This is a genomic window from Pseudomonas sp. R84 (assembly GCF_009834515.1).
In the GTDB taxonomy this organism is placed as follows: domain Bacteria; phylum Pseudomonadota; class Gammaproteobacteria; order Pseudomonadales; family Pseudomonadaceae; genus Aquipseudomonas.
In genome coordinates, this window is sequence record NZ_CP019426.1 from 3147764 (window position 1) to 3173360 (window position 25597).

19 protein-coding genes are annotated in these 25597 nt (G+C 60.8%); 1 reads left to right on the forward strand and 18 read right to left on the reverse strand.

All coding sequences use genetic code 11. The annotated features are described in order from the left end of the window. Nucleotides 1-123: 123 nt before the first annotated feature. From PspR84_RS13960 to PspR84_RS14030, 15 genes are all read right to left on the reverse strand, one after another. Complete coding sequence (locus tag PspR84_RS13960; RefSeq protein ID WP_160057708.1) at nucleotides 124-810, reverse strand: glycosyltransferase; 687 nt, start codon at nucleotides 808-810, stop codon at nucleotides 124-126. Continuing rightward, on the reverse strand, nucleotides 807-1406 hold the full coding sequence (locus PspR84_RS13965) for an SAM-dependent methyltransferase (protein WP_160057709.1): 600 nt from the start codon (nucleotides 1404-1406) through the stop codon (nucleotides 807-809). The genes PspR84_RS13960 and PspR84_RS13965 overlap by 4 nt, the downstream gene beginning before the upstream one ends. Further along, on the reverse strand, nucleotides 1403-2161 hold the full coding sequence (locus tag PspR84_RS13970; protein WP_160060086.1) for a PIG-L family deacetylase: 759 nt from the start codon (nucleotides 2159-2161) through the stop codon (nucleotides 1403-1405). Before PspR84_RS13970 ends, PspR84_RS13965 begins: the two co-directional genes overlap by 4 nt. Further along, on the reverse strand, nucleotides 2158-3156 hold the full coding sequence (locus PspR84_RS13975) for an acyl-CoA dehydrogenase family protein (RefSeq protein WP_160060087.1): 999 nt from the start codon (nucleotides 3154-3156) through the stop codon (nucleotides 2158-2160). Before PspR84_RS13975 ends, PspR84_RS13970 begins: the two co-directional genes overlap by 4 nt. 1 nt (nucleotide 3157) lies before the next feature. After that, nucleotides 3158-5317: a glycogen debranching protein GlgX gene (gene glgX / locus PspR84_RS13980; RefSeq protein WP_160057710.1), complete on the reverse strand. Its 2160-nt coding sequence runs from the start codon at nucleotides 5315-5317 to the stop codon at nucleotides 3158-3160. A 225-nt stretch (nucleotides 5318-5542) separates the two neighbouring features. Further along, entirely contained in the window at nucleotides 5543-5857 is a 315-nt protein-coding gene (locus tag PspR84_RS13985; protein WP_160057711.1) for a DUF2934 domain-containing protein, read from the reverse strand. Nucleotides 5858-5878: 21 nt separating this feature from the next. Then, nucleotides 5879-8653, reverse strand: a complete 2775-nt coding sequence (locus PspR84_RS13990) for a malto-oligosyltrehalose synthase (protein ID WP_160057712.1) — start codon at nucleotides 8651-8653, stop codon at nucleotides 5879-5881. Continuing rightward, nucleotides 8650-10728, reverse strand: coding sequence for a 4-alpha-glucanotransferase (gene malQ / locus PspR84_RS13995; RefSeq protein WP_160057713.1), 2079 nt, complete (start codon nucleotides 10726-10728; stop codon nucleotides 8650-8652). The genes PspR84_RS13990 and malQ overlap by 4 nt, the downstream gene beginning before the upstream one ends. Beyond that, a complete protein-coding gene (gene treZ, locus PspR84_RS14000) occupies nucleotides 10725-12527 on the reverse strand; it encodes a malto-oligosyltrehalose trehalohydrolase (RefSeq protein WP_160057714.1) in 1803 nt (600 codons plus the stop codon). Before treZ ends, malQ begins: the two co-directional genes overlap by 4 nt. An 18-nt stretch (nucleotides 12528-12545) precedes the next feature. After that, nucleotides 12546-14132, reverse strand: coding sequence for a glycogen synthase GlgA (gene glgA / locus PspR84_RS14005; protein WP_160057715.1), 1587 nt, complete (start codon nucleotides 14130-14132; stop codon nucleotides 12546-12548). Between the two features lie 618 nt (nucleotides 14133-14750). Continuing rightward, entirely contained in the window at nucleotides 14751-15704 is a 954-nt protein-coding gene (locus PspR84_RS14010; protein ID WP_160057716.1) for a D-2-hydroxyacid dehydrogenase family protein, read from the reverse strand. Between the two features lie 13 nt (nucleotides 15705-15717). After that, on the reverse strand, nucleotides 15718-16767 hold the full coding sequence (locus PspR84_RS14015) for an alpha/beta hydrolase (RefSeq protein WP_160057717.1): 1050 nt from the start codon (nucleotides 16765-16767) through the stop codon (nucleotides 15718-15720). Nucleotides 16768-16854: 87 nt separating this feature from the next. Continuing rightward, nucleotides 16855-17289, reverse strand: a complete 435-nt coding sequence (locus tag PspR84_RS14020; RefSeq protein ID WP_160060088.1) for a YqaA family protein — start codon at nucleotides 17287-17289, stop codon at nucleotides 16855-16857. Continuing rightward, nucleotides 17289-17735, reverse strand: a complete 447-nt coding sequence (locus PspR84_RS14025) for a DUF411 domain-containing protein (RefSeq protein WP_160057718.1) — start codon at nucleotides 17733-17735, stop codon at nucleotides 17289-17291. Before PspR84_RS14025 ends, PspR84_RS14020 begins: the two co-directional genes overlap by 1 nt. A gap of 232 nt (nucleotides 17736-17967) precedes the next feature. Next, entirely contained in the window at nucleotides 17968-19959 is a 1992-nt protein-coding gene (locus tag PspR84_RS14030) for a methyl-accepting chemotaxis protein (RefSeq protein WP_160057719.1), read from the reverse strand. A gap of 382 nt (nucleotides 19960-20341) precedes the next feature. Between PspR84_RS14030 and PspR84_RS14035 the strand changes: the two genes are divergently transcribed. Next, nucleotides 20342-20869 (forward strand): hypothetical protein, encoded by a 528-nt coding sequence (locus tag PspR84_RS14035; protein ID WP_160057720.1) that lies wholly within the window; start codon nucleotides 20342-20344, stop codon nucleotides 20867-20869. A 60-nt stretch (nucleotides 20870-20929) separates the two neighbouring features. On the opposite strand, the gene PspR84_RS14040 is transcribed toward PspR84_RS14035, so the two are convergent. From PspR84_RS14040 to PspR84_RS14050, 3 genes are read right to left on the reverse strand one after another with little or no spacing between them, the layout of a single operon-like run. Further along, nucleotides 20930-21868, reverse strand: a complete 939-nt coding sequence (locus PspR84_RS14040; RefSeq protein WP_160057721.1) for a GNAT family N-acetyltransferase — start codon at nucleotides 21866-21868, stop codon at nucleotides 20930-20932. Then, nucleotides 21856-23157 carry an AMP-binding protein gene (locus PspR84_RS14045; RefSeq protein WP_160057722.1) on the reverse strand — a complete coding sequence of 434 codons (1302 nt, stop codon included), beginning with the start codon at nucleotides 23155-23157 and terminating at the stop codon, nucleotides 21856-21858. Before PspR84_RS14045 ends, PspR84_RS14040 begins: the two co-directional genes overlap by 13 nt. Nucleotides 23158-23200: 43 nt before the next feature. Then, on the reverse strand, nucleotides 23201-25597 hold the full coding sequence (locus PspR84_RS14050) for an acyl-CoA reductase (protein WP_160057723.1): 2397 nt from the start codon (nucleotides 25595-25597) through the stop codon (nucleotides 23201-23203).

Below are 25597 nucleotides of genomic sequence, written 5' to 3' on the forward strand. Positions count from 1 at the left end.
CGTGCGCGTGACAGTGATTGCCCGACGCTACCGACCCGTGAAGGCTGGTTGATTGCCCTGCGACGCTCCGAACCCTGGATTGCCGCGCAGCAGAGTATTGCTCATGAAGCGAACTTCGTCGCGTCACAGATCAATCTGATCCGCTTTTTTTTGCTCTATCTGTGCCAGATTTCGCAGATAGTCACCAAAGCCACCGCGTGCACGGCTGTCGAAGCGAGCGCTGGTGAGCACTTGTGGGCGATGACTCCAGGCGATGTTGGCGCCATCCCGCTCCAGCTCCCGCACCAATTGCACATCTTCGTCGCATGCCAACGGTTTAAATCCTCCGGCCCAGCGATAAGCATCGGCGCTGATGCCCAGATTGGCGCCGTGAATGTGCCGATGGCCATCGCAGGCCCGGTAATGCCGGTGGTAGCGGATTTGCGCCGCTGCATCGAACGACTCGTGCCAGCGCTCGACGGTGACGGTACCGCAGACGGCGTCCGCACCCAAGCCCAACTGCGCCACCAGCCAGTCGTCGGCGACGCGACTGTCGGCGTCCGAGCAGGAGATCCAGCGCGCGCCGCGCTCCAGCAACAGCTGTGCACCGGCCGCCCGTGCCTGGCCGACGTTGCGCGCGTCGATGTGCAGGCTCAGCACCGGATAGCGACTGACAATCTGCGCCGAGCGATCGGTGCAACTGTCGAGCACCACCAGCACTTCGACGCGCTCGCCGGCCAGCAAGCCATGCCGGCTGGCGCGCACGGCCGCACTCAGGCATTCGTCGAGCAACTCTTCCTCGTTGTGCGCCGGGATCAGAATGCCGATCATCGCAAGCCCTCCAGTGCCGCCACCGAGCGCGGTTCGCGGCTCCACACCTCAAGAATGAAGTCCGCTTCCTGATGCAGAACCACTCGCGGCAGACGCAGTTTTTCGTGGATCAGGTCGTGCACCTGCCGCGCATTCAGCGGGCAGCCGTCGATGGGCGGACGCCAGTGACAGGCGAGGAACTGGCCGTCGGCAGTCAGGCAATCACTGGCTCGACGGATCACTTCTGTCAGATCCTGGCCGTCGAGGTAGTAGCCGATCTCGCTAAATACGATCAGGTCGAATTTTTCCTCCGGCCAGTCGCCGGGAAGACGGTTTTGCCGCACTTCGGCGTGATCGAAAAGACTCAAACGGGTGCGCGCCAACGTAACCGCCGCACCGGCGGTGTCGCAGGACAGCAAGCGATCACAACGCGCGGCGAGTTCGGCGCTCAACTCGCCGTTGGCGCAGCCCGGTTCGAAGATTGCCCGGTAGTGCGGACGCGGCAGGGCGGCGAGGGTGATCGCGCGTTTGCGCTGCTCGTACCAGCGCTCGCGGAAGGCCCAGGGGTCGTCGTTGCCGGCAAACAGACCGTCGAAATAGCGATCGTCGACACTCATAGAAACACCACTTCGAAGGGTTGCAGCAGGCGATCGAGCACATAGGGCGCGAGCACCGGGCCGAGTCCGGCGTCAGGATCGCCTTCCAGTTGACTGGCAAAGGCGTACACCGCGTGACGCTTGCGCGCGACTTGCGCCGGCGTCAGGAGAATCTTGCGTGCTCGTTGCCACGGTACGAAGGCGTCCTCCGGGGTTGCCCAGTGCCAGGTCCACACCGGCAATTCATGGCAAGTCGCACCGACGCGACGGGCAGCCTCGGCACTGGCGCGGCCGACGGCCTCGTGGTCGCAATGACCGTCCTCGCTCCAGGTGGTGAAGAGCACGTCGTCGGGACGCAGATGACGCGCGATGAAATCGACCAGTTCAGCTTCCTGAGCGGCGACCTGCGTGTCGCTGAAACCGCCGCGCAGCCATTTCATACGATGCATCGGCAGACCGAGTCGGCGCAGCGCTTCGGCGGACTCTTGCGGCCGTACCACGCTCAAACGTTCAACCGGCCAAAGACTGGAACCGGGGTGACTCGCGCTGCCGTCTGTCACCGAGATTAGTTGAAGAGGTCGGCCAGCTTCGGCGAGCAATTGCAGCAGGCCGCCACAGCCAAGCACTTCGTCGTCCGGGTGTGGCGCGATAATCACTGCCCGTGCGCCCGGTGGCACCAGACTGAGGATGTCGATGCTGTCCAGTTCCGCCAGATGCCGCGAAGCCTGCCACTGATGCAGGCTCGTGCCCTGACCGACAATCGGGTTGGTTTTCATAACGTCCATGCCTCGCCGCTTTGTTCGGCAATCAACTGCCCGAGTGCCGCCAGATCACGTTCGGCATGACTCTGGCGCAAGAACACCGGCAGGTCGGCGCTGAGCCGGGCAAAGTGTCGATCCTTGCAAAACGGCCCGGCGCCGAGAGCGCGACCGACTTCACGCGTTACCTGTTCGGCAGACTGCTCGACCACCGCGCGGGCCCGACGAGCGAGCAATTCGGCGTTTTCTTCGGGATGGGCATCGATGTGCAGCGCGCTGAAACGCAGCACATCGGCGGCCGCCTGCAAGGCACTGTCGACCGCGCCGAGATGGGCGAGGGCGTGCGGTTCCGGGCGCTGACCACACTGCGCGCGCAACGCTTCTCCGATTTGCCGCGCGGCGCCGTACCAGCACGCGGCAATGCCGATCCCGCCTTGCCAGAAACCCGGGCGTTGCAGATAGTCGCCGGGATTGCCGATGGCCTGCGCTTCGGCGCCGTCGAACAGCACCTCCACGCTGCCAGTGGCGGCCATGCCCACCGCTTGCCAGCCTTGCTCCGTTACAGTCACGCCCGGTTGGTCGAGGGCAACGGCGACCAGTTGTTGCTGATCATCGGCATCCCACGCGGTGAGCAAGGCATGGCTGAGCACTGCGGCCCCGGAGCACCACGCCTTGCGCCCGTGCAGCGCGACCATGTGCCCGGCCGGGCTGATCTTGACCCGCGCTTGCGGCGGTTCCGCTGCCCACATGCCCCAAGTGCTGCCCGGTGTCGGCGAGCCGCCCAGTTGTTCGATGATCGCCAACGCGTCGGTGTGGCCTTCAAACAGTTTGCACAAACCGAGATCATGTCCGCCGACTTCCGCCAATTGCTGGAAACGTTCCAGCGTGCGGCCACCGCCCGGCAATGGCAAACGATCCAGCCCGGCTTCAACCAGCGCTCGCAGGCAATTGCCGAGCGCTACGGTGTGCGGATAATCCGCCGGACGCCGGGCGAGATAACGGTGCAGATCCATATCAATCTTCTTCATCACGTTGCAGTTCGAACATCAGCAATGAGCGGCCAGTGACCGAGTATTGGTGGCCGAAATCGAAGCGTTCCTGGCCACGGATCGACGGTTGATTGGTGTCGATCATGCAAGTCCAGAAACTGCCTTCCGGTACTTCCGGCAAGGTGAAATTGACGATGTCGTGATGGGCGTTGACCACCAGCAGCAATGTCGCATCCGCACCTTTGCGGCGAATCCCGGTTTCCTGCGCGCGACCGTCGAGCAACATGCCCAGGCAGCGATTGTGCGCATCGTGCCAATGCTCGGTGGTCATCTCGGTAGCGTCAGGTGCCAGCCAGGTGACGTCCTTGACGCCGATGTCCTCGTTGTACTCGCCGACCAGAAAACGTCCACGGCGCAGAATCGGATAGGTCAGGCGCAATTTGATCAGGCGTTTGACGAATTTCAGCAGTGCCTTGCCGTCCTCGCTCAGGTCCCAGTTGACCCAACCGATCTCACTGTCCTGGCAATAGGCGTTGTTGTTGCCGTCCTGGGTGCGGGCGAATTCGTCCCCGGCGACGATCATCGGCGTGCCTTGGGCAAGCAGCAGGGTGGCGAAGAAATTGCGCATCTGCCGATGGCGCAGGGCGTTGATCTCCGGGTCGTCGGTCGGACCTTCGACACCGTGGTTCCACGACAGGTTGTTGTTGCTGCCGTCCTGATTGTTCTCGTCGTTGGCTTCGTTGTGTTTGTCGTTGTACGAGACCAGGTCGTTGAGGGTGAAACCGTCGTGCGCGGTGATGAAGTTCACCGAGGAATACGGACGCCGCCCACGCTGGTTGAACATCTCACCGGAAGCGGTCATGCGGCTGGCGAAATCGGCGACCTGGCCGTCGTCTCCTTTCCAGAAGGCGCGCACGGTGTCGCGGAACTTGTCGTTCCACTCGACCCAGCCCGGCGGGAAGTTGCCGACCTGATAGCCGCCAGGGCCGCAGTCCCACGGTTCGGCGATCATCTTCACCTGACGCAGCACCGGGTCCTGACGGCAAGCAACGAGGAAGCTGTGACGCTCATCGAAACCATCGTGGTAACGGCCGAGAATGGTCGCCAGGTCGAAACGGAAACCGTCGACATGCATTTCGCTAGCCCAGTAACGCAGCGAGTCGGTGACCATTTGCAACACGCACGGGTGGCTCAGGTCGAGGGTGTTGCCGGTGCCGGAGTCGTTGATGTAGTAGCGCTTGTCGTCGGGCATCAAGCGGTAGTACGAAGCGTTGTCGATGCCACGCATCGACAGGGTCGGACCTTGCTCGTTGCCCTCGGCGGTGTGGTTGTAGACCACGTCGAGAATCACTTCGAGGTTGGCTTCGTGCAGGTGCGCGACCATCTCCTTGAACTCGGCAATCTTGCCGCTGGCCAGATAGCGCGGGTCCGGGGCGAAAAACGCAATGCTGTTGTAGCCCCAGTAATTGGTCATGCCTTTTTGCAGCAAGTGCTGGTCGTTGACGAAGGCATGGATCGGCAACAACTCGACGGTGGACACGCCGAGCTTGCGGATGTGTTCGAGGACATCGTCGACCATCAGCCCGGCAAAAGTGCCGCGCACGTTCTCCGGCACCGACGGGTGACGCATGCTGATGCCGCGCACGTGGGTTTCGTAAATGATGGTTTTGTCCCACGGCACGCTGACGCGGTGGTCATTGCCCCACGTGTGCGCCGGGTCGATGACTTTGCACTTGGGCACGAACGGCGCGCTGTCGCGTTCGTCGAAACTGAGGTCGGCGTCGGGGTGGCCGATGGTGTAGCCGAACAGTGCTTCTGACCATTTCAATTGGCCGACCAATTGCTTGGCGTACGGGTCGATGAGCAATTTGTTGTGGTTGAAGCGGTGACCGTTGGCCGGGTCGTACGGGCCGTAGACACGGTAACCGTAGATAAGCCCCGGGTGCGCATCAGGCAGGTAGCCGTGGTAGATCTCGTCGGTGTATTCCGGCAGTTCGATGCGTTCGAGTTCGACCTCGCCGGCATCGTCGAAGATGCACAGTTCGACTTTGGTGGCGTTGGCGGAAAACAGAGCAAAGTTCACCCCCAGACCATCCCAGGTCGCACCGAGCGGGAAGGGCAGACCTTCACGGATTCTCGACGGCTCGGCGTGCGCGGTGGGTTCGGCTTTCTTTGGACGGGTCATGATTGCTCCTGCAAAACGGGTAAATTCTGGGCTTACACATCCCCCTGTAGGAGTGAGCCTGCTCGCGATAGCGGTCTATCAGGCGACATCAATGTTGAATGTCAGATAGCTATCGCGAGCAGGCTCACTCCTACAGGGGGTTTTGTGTGTTTCTTGAGGACGAACGCGTCCTCGGTGGCGAGCGGACCCGCCACACGGTCATTCAATTCATATTTCCGGTGAGCGTCAGATCGCCGAAGGCTTTCGCGGCGCTTTAGGCTTTTTCTCGGCGGCTTTTTCGCCCGGGGGAATCACTTTGGCGGCGCTGGCCGGTTTGGCTTTGGCCGCAGGTTTCGGTTTGGCGGCCGGGGCCTTGGCCTCAGTGGCCTTGCCCGCGGTTTTGCTGCCAGCGGCTTTTGGCGGTTTCTTCGGTGCCAGCGCCTCAGCTTCAGCGAGCTTGCGTGCCATCTCCCAATGGCGCGCCTCCTGACCGTCAGGCTGGCCTTCCGATTCCCAGATTTGATAGGCGAATTCGCGGATGCGTTTATCGTCGGTACTCATCGCAATGCTCCTGAACTGAACTCATGCTTGTGTTAAGTGTTGGATAAAGAGATTGACCGGGACATCCCCCAGCGCGTCGCTGATATTCAGCTCCCTGTTTTTTGTGACTGCGCTGCTTGAAAAAAGTCCCTTCAGGTTTGTCGCAGAGGCGGCGAACGGTAAAACCACCCGCGTATCGCCCCAGCGCAGCGCATCGACCTGAGGTACAGCACCGTTTTCCAGCAGGGTTGCGCAACGGATCGGCACGATCACGATGGCCTGCTTGCCCTCGTGCTCGCGGGCAAACGCGAGCACGTTGTGCGCCTGACTGCCGAGCACTTCCAGGGCCTGGTAAGTGCCCCGGCGGAACAGCTCGGCATGCTCGACACGCAGGTTCAGCACCTCGGCGATCAAGGCTTGCTTGATGCGTCCGTCACGCCAGTTCGCCAGCAGCTCCACAGGTGGCAAAGGCTCCTGCAGGGCGTGCTCACGAGCGGCGTAATCCACCGGCCGGCGATTGTCCGGATCGACCAGGCTGAAGTCCCAGAACTCATTGCCCTGATACAGATCCGGCACCCCCGGCACGGTCATGCGCAGCAAGGTTTGCGCCAAACCATTGAGGGCGCCGGCAGCGGCGATGCTGTTGACGGTCTTGCTCAGCGCGGCGCGCAGCAGTTCGCCTTCTTCACCGGTGAGGAGTTTTTCGGTGAACGCCTGTGCGGCGTTTTCATAGCTTTCGTTAGGCGCGCTCCAACTGCTTTGCAGCTTGGCTTCGCGCAGGGCTTTCTGCTGCCATTGCCAGACGCGTTTGGCGTAGTCGGCGAACCCGGCCTGATCGTCATCGCGCAGTTGCAGCGGCCAACTGCCGAGCAATGCTTGATAGAGGATCAGTTCATCGCCGCTCGACGGCATCTGCTCGTCAACCCGAACGGGACGGGCGAGGGCGCGCCACAATTCGATCTGCTCGGCGTACCAGTGACTGCGCTCGCTGAGCACAGCCAGCCGTGCGCGAGTGTCTTCGCCACGTTTGTGATCGTGGGTGGCAGTGGCCAGCAAGTTGTCGGGGAACGCGTCCAGCCGTTGCTGATTGACTGCATGAAAATCGCTGACCGGGGCGCTGAACTGCTCGGTGTTGTAGCCAACGTCATTACGCGCCAACAGTACCGCCGAGCGATACAGCGCGGTGTCTTCCACGGCTTTGGCGGCTGCCGGTGAGGTCAGTTGCTGAAAGCGTACGCAGGCGTGTTTGAGGATTTTGCGCGAGCGGCCGCGCGGTTTGCGTCGCCACGGTGTGCCACCGAGCCACGCAGCGACACAGTCGAGTACCGGCCAATCGGCTTCGCTCAGCGTTTGCCGCGCACCGTCCATGGCCTGCTGGAAAAACACCTCGTCCTGCGCCGAGCGGCCCATGGCGCTGATGTAAGTGCGATACACCGGGAAGTGCACGATCAACGCCTGCAACACCCGGCGGATCGCGCCGAGGGTCAGGTCGCGGGTCATCAGGTCATCGCGAGCGACTTGCAGCAGCGCTTGGGCGACGCTTTCGCAGTCGCTCGCCAGCGAGCCGTTGAGAATCTGCTGACGCGCCAGTTGCGCTTCTTCGATAAACGCGGCCGAGCGTTCGGTGCGCCGTTGCCACAGATCACCGAGGACGTATTCGCCGTCCGGATCGTGTTGCAGCAACGAAAGCTGATTCATGAATTCGTAACCGGTGGTGCCGTCCACCGCCCAGTCGCGGTGCAGGGTTTCGCCGGCGCCGAGGATCTTCTCGACGTAGATCGGCAAATGCCTGCCCGGTGCCAGCAGGTCAACGCGGCGGCGCAGTTTGCGGCAGTAGCCGCGCGGGTCGGCGAGGCCGTCGATGTGGTCGATGCGCAAACCGTCGACCAAGCCTTCGGCGATCAACTGGAAGATTTTGCCGTGGGTGGCTTCGAACACCGCCGGACGTTCGACACGCAGGCCGCCGAGTTCGTTGATGTCGAAAAAACGCCGCCAGTTGATATCGTCCGCTGCGGTGCGCCAGCTCGCGAGGCGATAGCTCTGGCGCTCGAGCAACTGATGCAGCGCCTGGAAGCCTGCTTCGGTCGTTGAGTCGAAATGCTGCAGGTTGCTGTGAATCGCTTCAAGCGTCTGCGGATCGCTCGCCAGTTCGCGCAACTCTTCCTTCAGTGGCATCGCCAGCGAATGTGCATCGGTTTGATAACTGAGCGTGCTGAACCGGTCAGCGAGGGATTTCAGCGTCTCTTGGTGTTTGAGGATCTCACCGTAGTCACTCGGGCAGATCGGGAAATGATGATCGTAGTGCTCGACGTAAAAGCTGCCGGTGCTTGCCTTGAACAGCAACTTCAGCGTGCCTTCCTGCAACGCCACGCCGTAATCGCTGCCGAGAAATGGCAGCAGTAACTGACCCTCCATCAACGGGTCCGGCGAGTGCCACTGAATATCGAAGAACTCGCCGTAAGGGCTCAGTCGCCCCCATTCCAGCAGGTCGAGCCACCACGGGTTGTCGCTGCCACCGACCGCCATGTGGTTGGAAACAATGTCGAGGATCAGCCCCATGTTGTGTTCACGCAGGGTGCTGACCAAGCGCCTTAACGCCGGTTCGCCACCGAGCTCCGGGTTGACCTGGGTCGGGTCGACCACATCGTAACCGTGCATGGAACCGGCCCGTGCCGCGAGCAGCGGCGAGGCATAAATATGGCTGATGCCGAGCCGGGCGAAGTACGGCACCAATGGTACGGCTTGTTCGAGGGTAAAACCTTTATGAAATTGCAGGCGCAATGTCGCGCGCAGGGGCTGGATGAGCGCTTGATTCATTGGTCACGCTCGGCAGCCTGAAGACGCGCGCACGCGAGTAGTTCCAGGCGTCGCGCCGCATCCGCGCCGTCGAGCAGCGCCTCACTGGTGCCGGGCAAGCGCCGTGACCAGTTCGGATGGCTGTCGATAGTGCCCGGCAGATTCGCTTGTTCGTTGATGCCTAAAGCATCTTCCAGCGGCAGCAGCACCAGCGGCGCGCGGGTGTGACCGAGGAAGCGCACCGCGGCATCGACCACTTGATCGGCCTCGTGGGATTCCTCGCGAAAATTCTGCGGGTCCTGACTCAAGGCACTGCGCAGGCCTTCACGTTCACGCTGACGATGCTGGCGCCATTCGATTTCACCGTTGGCATCGACAAATCCCAACCGCGCGTTCCAGTCGATGTCGCGGCCATGCCACCAACCGTTGAGCGTCGGCAGATCGTGGGTGCTGGTGGTCGCCAGTGCGTTGTCCGGCCAGTCGAGAATCGGTTTGAAATGGGTGTTGTCCTGCTCGAACAGCAACACGCGCATGCCGAGCATGGAGCGGGCGATGAGTTTCTCGCGCAGGCCGTCGGGCACGGTGCCGAGGTCTTCGCCAAGGACGATCGCCTGATGACGATGGGATTCGAGGGACAACAAGCGCAGCAAGTCATCGACCGGGTAATACAGGTACGCACCATCGGCCGGCGCGGCGCCATTGGGGATCACCCACAAACGTTGCAGGCCCATGACATGGTCGATGCGCAAACCACCGGCGTGGGCGAAGTTGGCGCGCAGCATGTCGATGAAGGCGCGAAAACCGTTGCGGATCAGGCCTTCCGGAGAGAACGCGGAAATGCCCCAGCCCTGACCCGAGCGATTGAGAATGTCCGGCGGCGCACCGACGGTGAGCGAGGCGAGCAGTTCATCTTGAAAACTCCAGGCCTGACTGCCAGCACCGTCGGCGCCCACTGCCAGGTCGGCGATCAGACCAATGCCCATGCCGGCGCTGCGTGCGGCGGTTTGCGCACGTTCCAGGCAACGGTGGATCAGCCATTGGCAAAACGCGAAATAGCCGATGCGCTCGGCGTACTCCTCGGCAAAGGCCTCCAGCGCCGCGCCGCGTGGGTCGTGCCAGTGTTCCGGCCATTGCCGCCAGTCGAGGTTTTCACCTCGGGCGGCGCGCATTTCCTGAATCGCTTCGAAACGGCAGTGATTTTCCAGTGCTTCGCCACCGGCGTGGCGGAAACTGGCGAAATCCGGGTGCAACGGATGGTCACCAGCAATGAAACCTTCGTACAACGCTTGCAGGAGCTTTTGCTTGGCGTCGGCGGCGCTCGGCCAGTCGATCAGTGTCAGGTCTTCCAGTTGCGCGAACTGCTCGGCCAGGCCGGCCGCGTCGATCGCATCACGCAAGGCGCGCTCACCGAGAATGGCCCCGGGTGCGGCGTAAAGAGAGTTGAGGAACAACCGACTGGATGGCGAATAAGGGCTGTAGCGCCCGGTATCGGCGCTGAACATGGCGTGCAGCGGGCTGATCGCCAAGGCATCGGCGCCGCGCTCACCAGCCACGCGGACCAGGTCTTCCAGTGCTTGAGTGTCGCCGAAGCCGCCGTCGCCGGCGCGGCGCAAGGCATACAGTTGCGCACTCAGCCCCCAGACGCGGGGAATCGGATTATCCACCGCATCGCCGACGCTGAAGCAGCGCTCCGGCGCCACGGCCAGGGTGAAATACTGGTCGCTGATGTGCACCTGTTGATAGCCGACCGGGATCAGCCCCGGCAGTATCGCCTCGGAATCGAGTTTCAGGTTCAGCCGCGAGCCGTCTTCAAGGTGGATTTCACACGGCGTTTGCGGAGCGAAATAACGCGCCAGATCAACGCCGACACCGACATCGGCGGTCAACAGCGGCGGCAAGTGGCGGTCTTGTTGCACGGCTTGCAGTTCCAGCAGGCTTGCGTCGATTTCCTGCGCCGTGCTGGCGGGGTGGCCGAGTCCGATCAGGACATTGCGCAGCACCGCTGGGGCGACTTTCTGCGGACGGCCGTTGGCGTCGATCCAGTCGACGGCGAGGCCGGCTCGGCTGGCAAGAATTTCCAGTTGCGCATCGCTCATAGGCGCTCTCCATTCAGAGGTTGCAAAGGGGTTGCGGCCGTGAGGCTGACAAGCGCGCAATACGCGGGCAGTTCGCCCGATTCCGACAGATCGGCGCTGGATGGCTGCTGAAACAACCACACGGCCTCGGTCTGTGGAGGGTTGACCACTGGCGTGTCACTGAGGTTCAGGTCAATTCGCAGCTCGCTGCCATTGCCAAGCCGCCAGCGTGCACTGACCGCGCCGTAACCGAGCATGTGCGCGCCGAGCGCTTGCGTGCCGGACAGATGGGGAATGATGTATTGATGGCGAAATTGCAGGAGCTTTTGATACAGCGCGAGGGTTTCCTGCTGTTTTGCGCTGCCATGGCCGATCAACCTTGGCTGTGAGGCGTGGAAGGTTTTTTCAGCATTCGGGTCAGGAATCTGCTCGCGCTTGTGCGGATCAGTGAAGGCACTGAACGCGGCGAATTCATTGCGTCGACCCTCGCGCACCAGTTTCGCCAGTTCACCGTGGTGGCTGGTGAAAAACAGGAACGGCTGCTCGGCGGCGAACTCGTCGCCCATGAACATCAGCGGAATCATCGGTGACAGCAGCAACAACACGGTCGCTGCCTGCACGGCACGCGGATCGGCCAGGTGATGCAGGCGTTCGCCGAACGCGCGGTTGCCGATCTGATCGTGGTTTTGCAGGAACAGCACGAACGCGGTGGAGGGCAGATGTTCGCTAGGCTCGCCGCGCGGTTCGCCGTGACGGGTGATGTGCCCCTGGAAAACAAAACCCTGACTGAGGCAGCGCACCAGTTGTTCGGTGGGTTGCGCGGCGTAGTCGGCGTAATAGGCGTCGGTTTCGCCAGTGAGCAGGACGTGCAAGGCGTTGTGGCCGTCGTCGTTCCACTGCGCGTCGTAGTCGTATTCGAGCAGGCTCGACTGGTTCAGTTCGTTTTCCACGGTCAGCCAGACATGCCGGCTCGGGTCAATCTGCGCGCGGACACGCTGGGCCATTTCCGTGAGGAAGTCCGGGTCTTCGATGGCATGCACCGCATCCAGGCGCAGACCGTCGAAGCGATATTCGAGCAACCACATCAGGGCGTTTTCGATAAAGAATTCGCGAACTTCGCTGCGGCGAAAATCGATCGCCGCGCCCCATGGCGTGTGTTTGTCCTCGCGGAAAAAGCCTTTGGCGTAACGATGCAGGTAATTGCCGTCGGGACCGAAGTGGTTGTAGACCACATCAAGAATGACCGCCAAACCGTGGCCGTGGGCACTGTCGATCAGGTGTTTGAGTTGTTCCGGGGTGCCGTAGGAAGCTTGCGGTGCGTAGGGCAAAACACCGTCGTAACCCCAATTGCGATCGCCTGGAAACTGCGCCAGCGGCATCAGTTCGATGGCGGTGATGCCCAGGCCCGCGAGGCGCGCCAGATGTTGTTCGACTTCAGCGAAACCGCCGAGCGCACCGACGTGCAACTCGTAGATCACCGCTTCGCTCCACGGCCGACCTTGCCAGGCAGTGTGGCGCCATTGATAAGCCAGCGGATCGACCACCACGCTGTGGCGGTCGAGGTCGCCATCCTGTGCTCTGGAGGCCGGGTCGGGCACTTCCAGTTCGCCGTCGATGTTGTAGCGGTAACGCGTGCCCGCCGGGCAGCGAGTCTTGATCACAAACCAGCCGTCTGCCTGAGACAGCATCGGCAGCGACTGGCCATTTTCAAGCTCGACACTGACGTAAAACGCATCGGGTGCCCACAGCGCGAACTGTGTGTGTTCGGCGTCCAGCATGATCGCGCCGTGGGGCCAGGTTTCAGTAGACCGTAACGGCATCGTGGTGAACCTCCCTGGTTATTTGTGGTGAGCTTTACCCAGCGCCTTGGCCACCAGTTGTTCGTAGAGTTCGGCGTACGGTTCAACCGCTTTGCACCAGTTGAACGGCGCGGCCATGGCCCGGCAACGCATGGCGTTGAGCAGTTCGGGGAAGGCGAAGACCTTGAACGCGCGGCTCAGGGCCTCTTGATAGCTTTCAGCGGTGGACTCATCGAAGAGGAAACCGGTGACGCCATTTTCAATGGTGTCGGCCAGCCCGCCGGTATTGCGTGCGACCGGCAGCGAGCCGAAACGCTGGGCATACATCTGGCTCAAACCACAAGGCTCGTAACGCGATGGCATCAACAGGAAGTCGCTCCCGGCGAACATCCTGCGGGCGTCGGTTTCATTGAAGCCGATGCGCACACCGATCTGCCCGGGGAAGCGTAGCGCCAGTTCGCGCATGGCTTGTTCTTCTTCCGGCTCACCGCGACCGATGATGGCGATCTGTCCGCCGTTTTTAACGATGTACTCGGATACCGCGATCGTCAGGTCGAGACCTTTCTGATAGACCAGTCGCGAAACCACGGCGAACAGCGGGCCTTCTGAGTCATTCAATTCAAACAGCTCACGCACATGCGCGGCGTTGACCGCTTTGCCTTCCCAGTCACCGATGGCAAACGGTGCGAACAGGTGCGGATCGGTGGCGGCGTCCCAGCTCTCATCGATGCCGTTGGGGATGCCGCTGAGCAAGCCTTGCTGGGTCTTGGCGGCGAGAAAGCCGTCGAGGCCGCAGCCGAAATCCGGGGTGGTGATTTCCTGCGCATACGTGGCGCTGACTGTGGTGATGTGGCTCGAATAGGCCATGCCGGCCTTGAGGAACGACATCTTGCCGTAGAACTCCATGCCTTCCTGTTGCAGAGCATGGTTGGGAATCCCCAGTTCAGGGCAGGAACCGAGGCTGGTCACGCCTTGATAGGCGAGGTTGTGAATGGTGAACAGGGTCGGCGTGCGCTGCCCGCGCCAGTGCATATAGGCGGGGGCGAGACCGGCCGGCCAGTCGTGGGCGTGCACCAGATCCGGGCACCAGTGAATTTGCGCGAGATTGGCGGCGATGTCCGCAGCGGCCAGGCCCAGACGGGCGAAACGAATGTGGTTGTCCGGCCAGTCGCGACCGTTGTTGGCGCCGTAGGGCGAGCCTTCGCGCTCGTAAAGTTCCGGGCAGATCAGCACGTAGATGACCAGACCGTCGGGCATGTCCATACGGCCGATCTTGCACGGTGGCAGAGCGGCATGGCCACCGAGTTCGCCGATGATGTGGATCGGGTTCTCGCTGTGCATCACTTGCGGGTAGCCGGGGATCAACACGCGCACATCGTGCAGATGGGCCATGGCCCGCGGCAGGGCGGCGGAAACGTCACCCAAGCCACCGGTCTTGACCAGATCGGCGATTTCCGAGGTGACGAACAATACTTTTTTCTTGTTGGGGTTCTGGCTCGCTACTGGAGTCAGCGTTTTGGTGCCGGGGACGTTGATCTGTCGGCTGCCGGGAACACTGACGGTGCTCGATTCTCCAACCGCCTGCTGAGCACGCTCTCCCTGAATATCCAATGCCGCACTGATCATATGAATCTCCCGTATCGTTGATCTGATTCTTGTCTTGAACAAGCGATGTCCATGGCCAAGTCCTGTGGCCGGGCGCAAACGCGCCACGCATCGGTGAGCAAACGCTACCCAACACGCGCAAGCAGAATGGGTGATCGGGCCGTTGCAAGGATTGCACCAGTCGCTTTGGCCCTGCCTTTCAGATGACCCGCCGCCGCGCGCAAAAGTTTCGACTTTTTTTCGGCAATGTGACTGGTCGGTTTTACCCCGCGAAAGTCAGTCTAGGCCAGATCCTAGAGCGGGGCGGCGCAAATGGGTAAATTGTTCGACAATCGGTTGGCATGCCGCGTAAACCGAACTTTTGAGGGGGAAACGCACCGACGAAGTGCAGGTTTTTCTGTGAGGGAGGGCCAAAACGGTGACTGGGCGGTCACGATTTGTGCTAGCGGGAAGGGTGGTTGCACTGTTGTGGGGCGGGCAGTTTGTTGATGGGGGGACAGTGAGTGCCCCTTCGCGAGCAGGCTCGCTCCCACATTGGATCTGCGCCGGGAACAGATTTTCTGCCCACTGAAGATCCCCTGTGGGAGCGAGCCTGCTCGCGAAAGCAGTGGTCGCTACACCACCGTATTCATGAAGGTCTCAATTCAGCAGGCGAACCGGCTCCCCAGCCGCCCAAGCCTGAATATCTTCGATCATCTGCGAAAAGAACTGCTCATAATTCTGCCGGCTGACATACCCGACATGCGGCGTCGCCAAGACATTGTCCAGTGTGCGAAACGGGTGCATGGCCGGCAACGGCTCCTGTTCGAACACATCCAGCGCTGCCCCGGCGATGTGCTGTTTCTGCAAGGCCTTTATCAGCGCCGCTTCATCGACAATCGGCCCGCGTGCGGTGTTGACCAGCAGTGCCGTCGGTTTCATCCACCCCAGGGCCTGCGCATCGACCAGCCCGTGACTGCGCTCGCTGAGCACCAGATGCACCGACAACACATCGGCCTGCTCGAACAGTTGCTGCTTGTCCACGTACGTAACGCCAACCTGTTCAGCCCGTTCGGCGGTGAGGTTTTCGCTCCAGGCGATGACCTTCATGCCGAACACCTGACCGAACTGTGCAACCCGCTGGCCGATGCTGCCCAGACCAAGAATCCCGAGGGTCTTGCCATGCAGGTCACCGCCCAGCCCTTGCTGCCACTTACCGCCGCGCAGGGCATTGGCCTCATTCACCAGATTGCGCGTGGCCGCCATGATCAGCGCCCAGGTCAATTCCGGCGCGGCATGCTTGTAACTGTCGGTGCCGCAGACCTTGATGCCCAGTTTTGCTGCGGCTTGCATATCCAGCGCCGCGTTGCGCATGCCGCCGGTGACCAGCAACTTCAGATTGGGCAAGCGCTTGAGCAGGTCTTCGTCGAACCGCGTGCGTTCGCGCATCACGCAAATCACCTGATAGCGGCCCAGGCGCTCGGCCAGTGTCGCGTTGTCGGCCGGGTAATCATGCTCGAACGTCACTTCACCGAGGCTATCGAGCACTGACCAGTCGACCACGTCGCGGGCCACGTCCTGCCAGTCATCGATCACTGCAATCTGCACCGCCATCAGCCTTACCTCATCAACGAACGGGATTGGATGTATTCAGCCAGTCGAGCAGGGCCTTGTGGAACTGCGCCGGTTCTTCCATTTGCGGCGCGTGGCCCATGCCGGGAAATTCCACCAGCGTCGACTGCGGGATCAGCTTGGCCACTTGTTTGCCGAGCACGTCGTAATGGCCGATTTTCGCTTTCACCTCAGGCGGTGCGAGGTCTTTGCCGATGGCTGTGGTGTCGGAGGTGCCGATCAGCAGCAGGGTCGGCATCTTCAGGTCCTTGAACTCGTAGTACACCGGCTGGGTGAAAATCATGTCGTAGATCAGCGCCGAGTTCCAGGCGACCTGGGGCTTGCCCGGGCCTTTGCTCAGCCCGGCGAGCATGTCCACCCAGCGGTCGAATTCCGGTTTCCAGCGGCCGTCGTAGTAAGTGGTGCGTTCGTAATCGCGAATGCCTTGAGCGCTGACTTTCAGCTCACGTTGATACCACTGATCTACCGTGCGATAGGGCACGCCGAGGGCTTTCCAGTCTTCCAGACCGATCGGGTTGACCAGTGCCAATTGCTCGACCTGCTCGGGGAACAGCAAGGCATAGCGGGTGGCGAGCATGCCGCCGGTGGAGTGACCGAGCAACGTGGATTTCTGAATGCCCAGCGCTTTGAGCAACTGTTGAGTGTTGGTCGCCAGTTGCTGAAAGCTGTACTGATAGTTGTCAGGTTTGCTGGAGGTGCAGAAGCCGATCTGATCCGGCGCGATCACCCGGTAACCGGACTCGCTCAAGGCCTTGATCGAACTGTCCCAGGTCGCTGCGCAAAAATTCTTGCCGTGCATCAGCACCACGGTGCGGCCATTGGCCTTGCCGTGGGCGGCGACGTCCATGTAACCCATCTGCAAGGATTTGCCCTGAGACTGAAAGGCAAAGTGTTTAAGTGTGTAGGGGTATTCAAAGCCTTGCAGCTCCGGGCCATAGGCCGGGCCTTCCGGCGCGGCTGCGCTTGACGTCGCAGCTTGCACCGACAGGGGCAGGGCGGCGCAGAGGAGCAGGGAGGGGAGCCAACGGGAAAACGTGACAGACATAAGGTCAAACTCCGTTTGAAATCGGCCGATGCTGGAATGGCGGGATTATGCCGACGTTAAACACAGGCAATGCCCGCACCCGAACGTTCAACCCAGCCAGCCCAGCGTCAGCATGGCCAGCACGCCGTAACGGGCGCCTTTGGCCAGGGTGACAATCAACAGAAAGCGCCCGAGCGGCTCGCGCATGACACCGGCAATCAGTGTCAGTGGGTCGCCAATGATCGGCAACCAACTCAGAAGCAACGACCAGTGGCCGTAGCGCTCATAGTGTTTGCGCGCCCGGGCCATGTGCGCGGGGCTGACCGGAAACCAGCGTCGATCCTGAAAGCGCTCGATGCCACGGCCCAGCCACCAGTTGACCAGCGAGCCGAGTACGTTGCCTAGCGTTGCCACCGCGAGCAGACCCCACAGCCAGTAACGCTCGCTGACGATCAAGCCGACCAGCAATGCTTCGGACTGCAACGGCAATAAGGTGGCCGCACCGAACGCGGCAAAGAACAGCCCGAAGTAAGCGGCGCCGATCAATGGGCCGGGTAGTCCGCCACGACGACGTCAGCGCCATCCTTCTTCAGGCCGATGACCTGATAAGCATCGCTCGTGCCGTCCATTTCCATGCCCGGCGAGCCCATCGGCATACCCGGTGCGGCGACGCCGAGCAGATCGTCACGCTTGCTCAGAGCCAAGACCTGCTCCGCCGGCACGTGGCCTTCGACGAATTTGCCGTTGATGATTGCGGTGTGGCACGAGGCCAGGCGCGGCGGTACGCCATGTTGTTGCTTGAAGCTGCTCATGTCGCTTTCGACGTGGTCTTCGACTTTGAAACCGTTGGCTTCGAGGTGGCTGATCCATTTTTTACAGCAACCGCAATTGGCGTCGCGGTGCACTTCGATCGGGATCAGATCGGCGGCCTGGGCCAGGGAGGAGATGAAGAGGGCGCTCAGGGCGACCAGACGCAGGTGGGTTCGCATAGCGGATTCTCGGCTCGGTTGACGATCAGAAAAGAACGCATTTTGACCGGTTTTTCCTGCTTGGCATCAACGCAATGTTTCCAGTTGTTGCAAAACGCAGCACCAACCTGTGGGAGCGAGCCTGCTCGCGAAGGCAGTGTGTCAGGCAATGGATGCAGTGACTGACAGGACGCTTTCGCGAGCAGGCTCGCTCCCACAGGGGTTATCTGGTTGGCAGTAACCCCGGCATGAATCAGCGGACTTTGAAACGCCCCATGATTGCGCTCACCCGGCTGTTGGCTTCGAGCAACTGATGGGTATTCAGTTCGCTGGCTTTGCCGCTCTGCACCAGTTCATCAACCATGTGGCGGATCTGCACCATGCTGCGGTTGATCTCTTCGGTCACCGCGCTTTGTTGTTCGGCGGCGGTGGCGATCTGGGTGCTGAGGCTGTTGATGTGGCTGACCGAACCGGCCATTTCATCCAGACCGGAGTTGACCCGCGCGGTGGCGTCGGCGGCAGACTGACAACTGGCCTGGGTGTTTTCCATGGCGCTGACTGACGAGCTCACGCCTTGGGTCAGGCGGGTCAACATCTCGTTGATTTCCGAAGTGCTGGCCTGGGTGCGGGCGGCGAGGGCGCGGACTTCATCGGCGACCACGGCAAAACCACGGCCTTGTTCACCGGCGCGTGCTGCTTCGATCGCGGCGTTGAGCGCCAGCAGATTGGTCTGCCCGGCGATCGCACCGATCACCCCGAGGATCTCGGTGATGCGCTGGGCGTCCTGCTGCATGTTTTCAACTTTGTGTGTGGCGCTGGCCACTTCATCGATCAGCGCCACGACGCTGTTGGTCGCTTCGCCCACCACCACCCGGGAACGGTCGGCGTTTTCATTGGCACGCTGGGTGAACGCGGCGGTTTCGGCGGCATTCTGCGCGACGCTTTCTGCCGTCGAACTCATCTCGGTGATGGCGGTAACGGTCTGATCGGTTTCCGAGGCGTGACGCAGCAGGATCTGGCTGGTGTTCGCCGAAGTGCGTTGCAGGTTATCGAGGCTCGAGGCCATGGCACCGGTAGCCTGGGTGACTTCGCCGATCATGTTTTGCAGGTAGGCAATAAAGGTGTTGACCGAATGACCGATAGCACCCAGTTCATCTTCGGCGCGAATGGTAATGCGGCGGGTCAGGTCGGCATCGCCGCTGGACAGCAAATCGATGTTGGCTTTCAACGCTTTCATGCGCTGCACCAACTGGCGAATCGCGTAGACCTGCAACAGCACCAGCAGGATCACCAGCGGAATCTGCAACAGGCTCAAGGTGCTGAGGACGTCATCACGCTGTGCGGTAAGCATTTTCGTCGGCAGGGCGCTGGCGAGGAACCACGGCGTGCCTTCAATCGGGCGCATGAAGAAGGTGCTGGCTTCACCGTTGTTGTCGAACTCGATGCGTTGTGCCTGATCGCGGTTCTGCAACGCGGCTTTGACCTGACTGGCGAAGGTCGACGTGCCAGCCAGTTCGTTGATGTTTTTCAGCACAATCGGGCCACTGATGCGCGAGCTGTTACTGATGATCTTGCCGTCGGCTTCGATGATCAGCATTTCGGCATTGAGGTCTTTCTCCTTGCGCGCCACCAGATCGTTGAAGAAGCCGAGGGTTACGTCGATGGTTGAAACACCCCAGGCGCTACCGTTTTTCTGGATGGCCATGGCGCAGTTGGTGCGCGGCTCGGCGCTGGCGTCATCTTTATACGCTGCCGCCCACGCGCATTGGCCGCGCGGTTTGGCCATGCCGCCCTTGTACCAGCTCTGATCGTAATAGTTGGGGGCCGCGTCGCTATTCCAGAAGGTGTTCACGGCGAGTTTGCCCGACGCGTCGCGGTGCCAGAACGTACTGAATTTGTTGCGCCCGGCCTCACGCTGCCCCGGCAGTGGCCAGATCCCGCCGCCGAACACCTTCAACTCGCCGTACTGATCAACCAAGCCTGGCAGCACCGTGTCGATGGCGGCGCTGTCGAGCAGCGGGATGGTCTGGGTGATGCTGCGCTGTTGCGCCTGCACTTTGTTCAACTCGCCCTGAATCTGCTCGGCCACTTCGGCGATGCGGTTGAGGACTACCTGTTCTTCGGTATGCCGCAGCTTGGGGGCGACCAGTTGGCTGATGCCGACCACGGTCAACACCGACAGCAGCAGGATGAACAGAACCAGAAACAGCGTATAGCGAGCCTGAATAGTGCGGAATGCGGGCATGGAGACCGGTCCTTGAGCAGCGTTTCTTATTAGGGGGCAGGGTTAAAACAGTGCGGGTATCCACAGCGTATCGTCGTTGCGACGGGAAGCTTTAGGTACTCACGTCCTAAAACATGCAGGTGCCGATGACTGGTCAGTATCAGGTTCGATACACAAACGCGTATCAGCCCGCCCCAGTGCGCGTAACCCCGATTTTCATTTCATTGTCATGACAGCTCTGGGTCAGGATTTGCGGGGTGTTTGGCTTTTGTATCGAGAATGTACAAGAATTGTAAAAAAGTTCAGAAAAAGGTTGGTGCCATCAGTTCGCCCGTCGATACTCGCGCCCATTAATGGTGCTTGGCACCTACATTTTCGTGGTCATTTCACAGGGAGTCTTCTCATGACGATCGGTATTGTCGGTGGTTGGGAGAGCAAGGCAGGGGTTCTGGTTCGTAACACCGGCGCAAAAAAACAGGTGGCCCAGAGCGTCAAGGTGCAGCAGATGCTGACCATGGTCGGCAACGATCCCAACGCACTGAATACTGCTGAAATGGACAAGCAGGGTTTGCGCAAGCAGATCAAGGGTTTTGATCCTGCGAATGTGTCGGTCAAACAACTGGGTAACCTGAGCGCGTTTCTGCGTGGCCGCGGGCTGATCTCCGAGATCACTTCGTTTACGTTGATGAACGCCGGTGACAAGTTCGACCGTTTCGGCGTGACGACCGATGTCGATGCGAAATTCAATGCGCTGGAATATTTCGCCACCCAACTCGATGCCATCCAGACCAACGGGCTCAATGGCAACGCCTACGGCAAGAACCTGATTCCCGAGTTCAAGAAAGCGATCTATGTTCTGCAGAACCTCAAGACCTACGGTGAAGGCAACGCCGCGAAACCGGCCGACGAGGGTGTCAAAGCCAAGGCTTGAGCCCCACCGGTGTAGCCCGTCCAACGCTTGAACGGGCTGGTCGAGGTAAAGACTTTTGGTTCAAGACAGCGGCGGCGCCTCGCTGGCGCTCGGGGCAATGTGTTGTTGCGCCTGATCATGCAGTCGCTGGATGTGCGGGCAGCGCAACTCCAGCGTACGCGGCTGATATCCACGATGAAACAACGCCAGCCATCCCGCGCAACGTTCATTCGGGGCAATCCCGGTGAAGACGAAACCCATCGCCGAGAGGCTTTCCACGGCACTGGCGAAACCCGTTGCCAGCCTGAGTCTGATCGAGATCATCCAGTGTTCGGGTAGTCGTCGTAGTTGCTGAAGCAAGCCGGCGTCGAGTTTTTTCAGTATCACGTCATAACGCCCTGAGCATTGTTCAACCTGCATCGACTCTCCCACCCAAAGCGCCTCTTTTTCCTGGGTCCCGTATATGCCGCACAAATGCGCCATGAAATCGTGGCAGCTTTGCGGCCAGGACAATGCCGGGAGCGGGCGGCGATAGCCTTCGACAGGGGTGTAGCCGATGACGATGGACTCCGGCAGTGGCTCGCCAAACGGTGAGGGTACGTAGTCGAGCAATAACCCGGTGCTGCAAAAACCGAGGCGGTCAGCCATGCGTTGTGTGTAGGGGTGCTGCGTCACCTGTTTGATGGTCACGCCGTGGCAACCGAGTGCCTGGGCATGGATCAACAGCCGCATGCCCAACTGCGTCGCAATGTTTTGCCCGCGTGTTGAAGGATGGACCACGCTCAACGCCAGTTCCGCCGTGCGCGTTCCCACATTTCTGCACAACGTGGCGTGGCCGAGAATTTTCTTCCCGGATTCCGCCACCAGTGAATGCCATCTACCATCGCCGTGGTTCTGGTTGATCATCAGCGGCATATACACGTGCGGCTGCACGTAATGGTCACCATAGGCTTCCCGGAACAGACGGCTGACCGCTGCGGCATCGGAGCGGCGATAGCTGCGCAGCGTCACGTTGTCCATGGGCGTTGCTCCGGACGTGGGGCGTTGTAGTCGCGAAGGTCGACGACTCGTTGGCGTTTGCCAGAGCGCGGATGGCGAGCGAGCTCATCGGCTGTGCAATGGGCGACCTGTAGCTCAAGTTGGCCATCAGCACAGAGTTGCGCGATCAGCGGATAATGTTCGATCAAGCCGTTTTGCAAGGCTGTACTGGCCTGAGTCGTCTCGGGTTTCAGCGCCTCGGGCACCCACTTCAGACACAAGATATCGACGTTTGCCGATTGGCTGATGACCAGTTGCCAGTCGTCGCTGACGGTATTGCGCTGAATGATTGTGTCGATGTCTTCGATCAGCAGGGTCAGGCTGCTGACTCGTACGCGCTGACTGCTCATGCTGCGACCCATCAGGGCAAATTTGCGCATGGGCGCCGTGGCCGGTTCTCGCCAGCAGGCGAGGTCACCCACGGGATAACGAATCAATGGCATAAGCCGACGAGTGAGGTTGGTGATCAGCAAACGCCCGGTGCGATCGCATTCTTCAATCACTTCACCGGTGTGCTCGTCGATGATTTCCAGCACGCTGTGGCTGGCCAGCATGCGGTGTTCGCCCAAGGCACAATCGCGGCTTGTGGCGCCGATGAACCCTGCGTCGACACTGGCGTAGCCGATGGAGGCGATCCGTGCGTTGGGGAACACTCGGTGCAACATCTGCAATTGCCCGGCGAACAGGCTTTCGCCGCCGTAAAGTACGCTTTCGACCTCGACCAGGGTTTGTCCCTGGCGCTCCAGCACGCTGGCGAAGGTCAGCAGTTGTGCAGGCACGCCGGCCAACACATTGATCCGGTGTTGGCGGATCGAGTCAGCCAGCACCGTAAAGTCGACGTCGCCGGTGAAGGGGTATTCGGTAATACCCGATGTTTCGTGCGCCAAGGCGTCGTGGATAAAGATGAAACTGGCATACAGATCGCCGACAAAAAACAGATTTGCAACCCGGTCTCCCGGATTGAGTTGGCTCGCCAGATGGCGCCCGAAGTCGCGCACAAGTGTCTGCCATTCCTCACGAGTGAATACCGAAAGCTTACCTGCGCTGGTTGTTCCACCAGTCTTGAACACCAGTGCGCGTTCGACTGTTGAAGTCAGTACTGGCCATTGATCGAAGTTATTGCTGCTGGCCCAGTATTGTTGCGGATCAATCGGCGGAAGTTCATCCAGTGTGCTGATCTGCGGCTTAACGCCTTGCCAATGTCTGGCGTAATAAGTTGAGTGCTGTCGGGCGAAGGCGAGCAACTTGTTCAGTTCAAGTGTGGTGTTCATGGTGTTCTCTTTAATTGTTCTGATAATGGACGATGTTTGGCCTTCAGCGGCGAGCGTCGACCACTGCCGGTATCTTTCCGCTGTGTCTGTTTCTGTCGAACTGTTGTGGCTCGCAGGTTTGCCCTTGCACGGTGAGCAGCCCGGTTCGCACGAGGGTCGCCAGCGTCACGTAGCCTTCCAGTCGGCGGAGGATGTCGGCGGGGGCAGCGGGGCTGCGAATCAGCAGGCGTTCGAGGCCATCAGGGGCGTGATCGAGATGTAACTGAAACGGTGCTTGCAGGTGTTTGGCGAGCTCGTTCAGGCAGATGAAATCGGTGCCGATACGCAGCAGTCTGCCGTGCCGTTGCAGCAACTCGAAACGCGGCGAACTCAGCCCGCACGGACAATCGCCGGGCAACCAGCGCCCCGTGTCGCCGACGTCATAACGCTGTACCTGCTGACCTTCGCGTGCTTTTGAGGTGAACAGTAAACGGCCGACTTCATTGCCAACGACAGGTACGTCCTCCTCCAGCGCAACGATTTCCAGATGCTGGATCGCGTCCATCAGATGAAACACACCATCGCCGGTCGCGGCGCAGGCATGCCCGAAGGGGCCGGCATCGACACTGCCGTACACCGCCGAGCGGATGCTGGCAACGCCACAGCGCTGCAACAGTTCGCGGCACTGATCACTGATGTGTTCACCGCCGAGAAAGACTTTTTCGATGGCGCCATAACGGCTCAGGCGCTGCTGTTCGTTGAGGAACAAACGATGCAGGGTGCTGGGCATGCCGATCAGCACGGTGACCTGTTGCTCGATAATGACTTGTGCAATATCGCGGTAGTCATCGTCGGCGGGAGCGCCCATTGGCAGGTGGCTGACACCCAGCGTTTCCAGCACTTTGGCAAAACTGAAGAAGCCGCCGTACAGACCCCCACTGAAGAACAGGTTCATCACCTTGTCACGGCTCGGATCGAGCCCCGCCGCAAACAACCCGTCGGCCGTTGCGCGCATTTGCCGTTGAAAATCGCGGTAGCTGTATCCCGCCAACGCTGGTGTGCCGCTGCTGCCGCCAGAGCGGAAAAACAGTTGCGCGGCTGCTGTTGTCGGTCGCGCGATAAACGCCTCTTTGTCGGTGATCGCCACGCCCGCCATCGTCGGTTTGCAAGGTGGCCGGTCGAGGGTCATGTGGGTGGACAACTGCGTCGCGGCGACGCTGACCGACACCCGCCGGCTCAGGCGTTGCAGTGCATAGACACCGTCGTGGGGTTCGCCATCGTAGCCATCATGGATTGCATCAATCGGCGCAATTCGGCTGACGCCGGCGGCAATCAATGTTCGCGACAATGCACCGATCTGCGCTTCGTTACACACCAGTGCGCAGCTCTGTAAAACATTGCGCCAAGGCAGCAGGTTTTGCGCCAGACGCGTACGTGGCAGGGGTTTGAGCAACACCGTGCGAAACAGCGGCGAGGGCGCAAGCAGCTGATCATGGCTCCAGATCACCCGCCATCCCGGTGCGCTCCAGACTTGCGCCGTCACTTCGGAAAAACTCTGGCTCAGGCGCGTCATCAGGGTGCGGGTAGTGATTTCGCTGGCCTCCTGAGCCGTCGGGATCAGTGCCGGCCATTGCCCGGCGCGGCGCTCGAACGCCTTGGCCAATTCGCCGCCGATTGCTTGTAGAACGGCGGGGTCGTCGCTATCGACCAACAACCATTGCGGGCTGGAGCAGGCTTGCTGATCCAGTCGGCAGACCTCATCGACCAGCGCGTCCAGCGCCTGTGGCGAGGCCGCGTCCGGCGTCAGGTAGGCAAAACTGATGCGGTGCCCCCAGTCGATCCAGCGACATCCGGGCGGCAACTGTTGGCGGATCGCGTGCAGCGCCGCTTCGCCACCCCATGCCGAAACACCGTTGGCCATTTTGCACAAACTGCCGATCTGGGCTGTCGCCACCGGCAACACAGCGACGTAATGGCGCAACTCACCACTTGGGTCGCATTGCACCAGGGTATGTAACAGGCGCGCCGTCAGGCCTTGGTCACTGCTGCTGGGCCGTAGCCAGTTGATGTTGCCGGCCAAGAGACTTTCAATCATTGCGCAGCACGCCAGCAGCGGCGCGTTGGCCGGCGTGACGTGGACCACCAGGCCGAGCGGACTCCAGCGCTCAAAACGCGATTGCCGATAATCGACACGTCGCAACGATTCAGCCTGATCGCCGAGTTCGCGCTCAAGCTTGAGTTGCAAGGCGTGAGGCTGACAGAAGGCGATCAGCGCCTGGCGTTGTTCATCGTCCAGCGGCAGTTCGGCGTTGTGCAATTGCTGCGCAAACTGTGCGGCGGCGCTTAGTACGGTGGCGTTGTCCAGCGGTGTAGAGAGGTGTTGCGGCAAAGTCTGATGCAGCAGCGCCAGTGCATTGTCGAGGTCGACGTCTGCTAGCAGTTCTCCGTTGATCAGGTACAT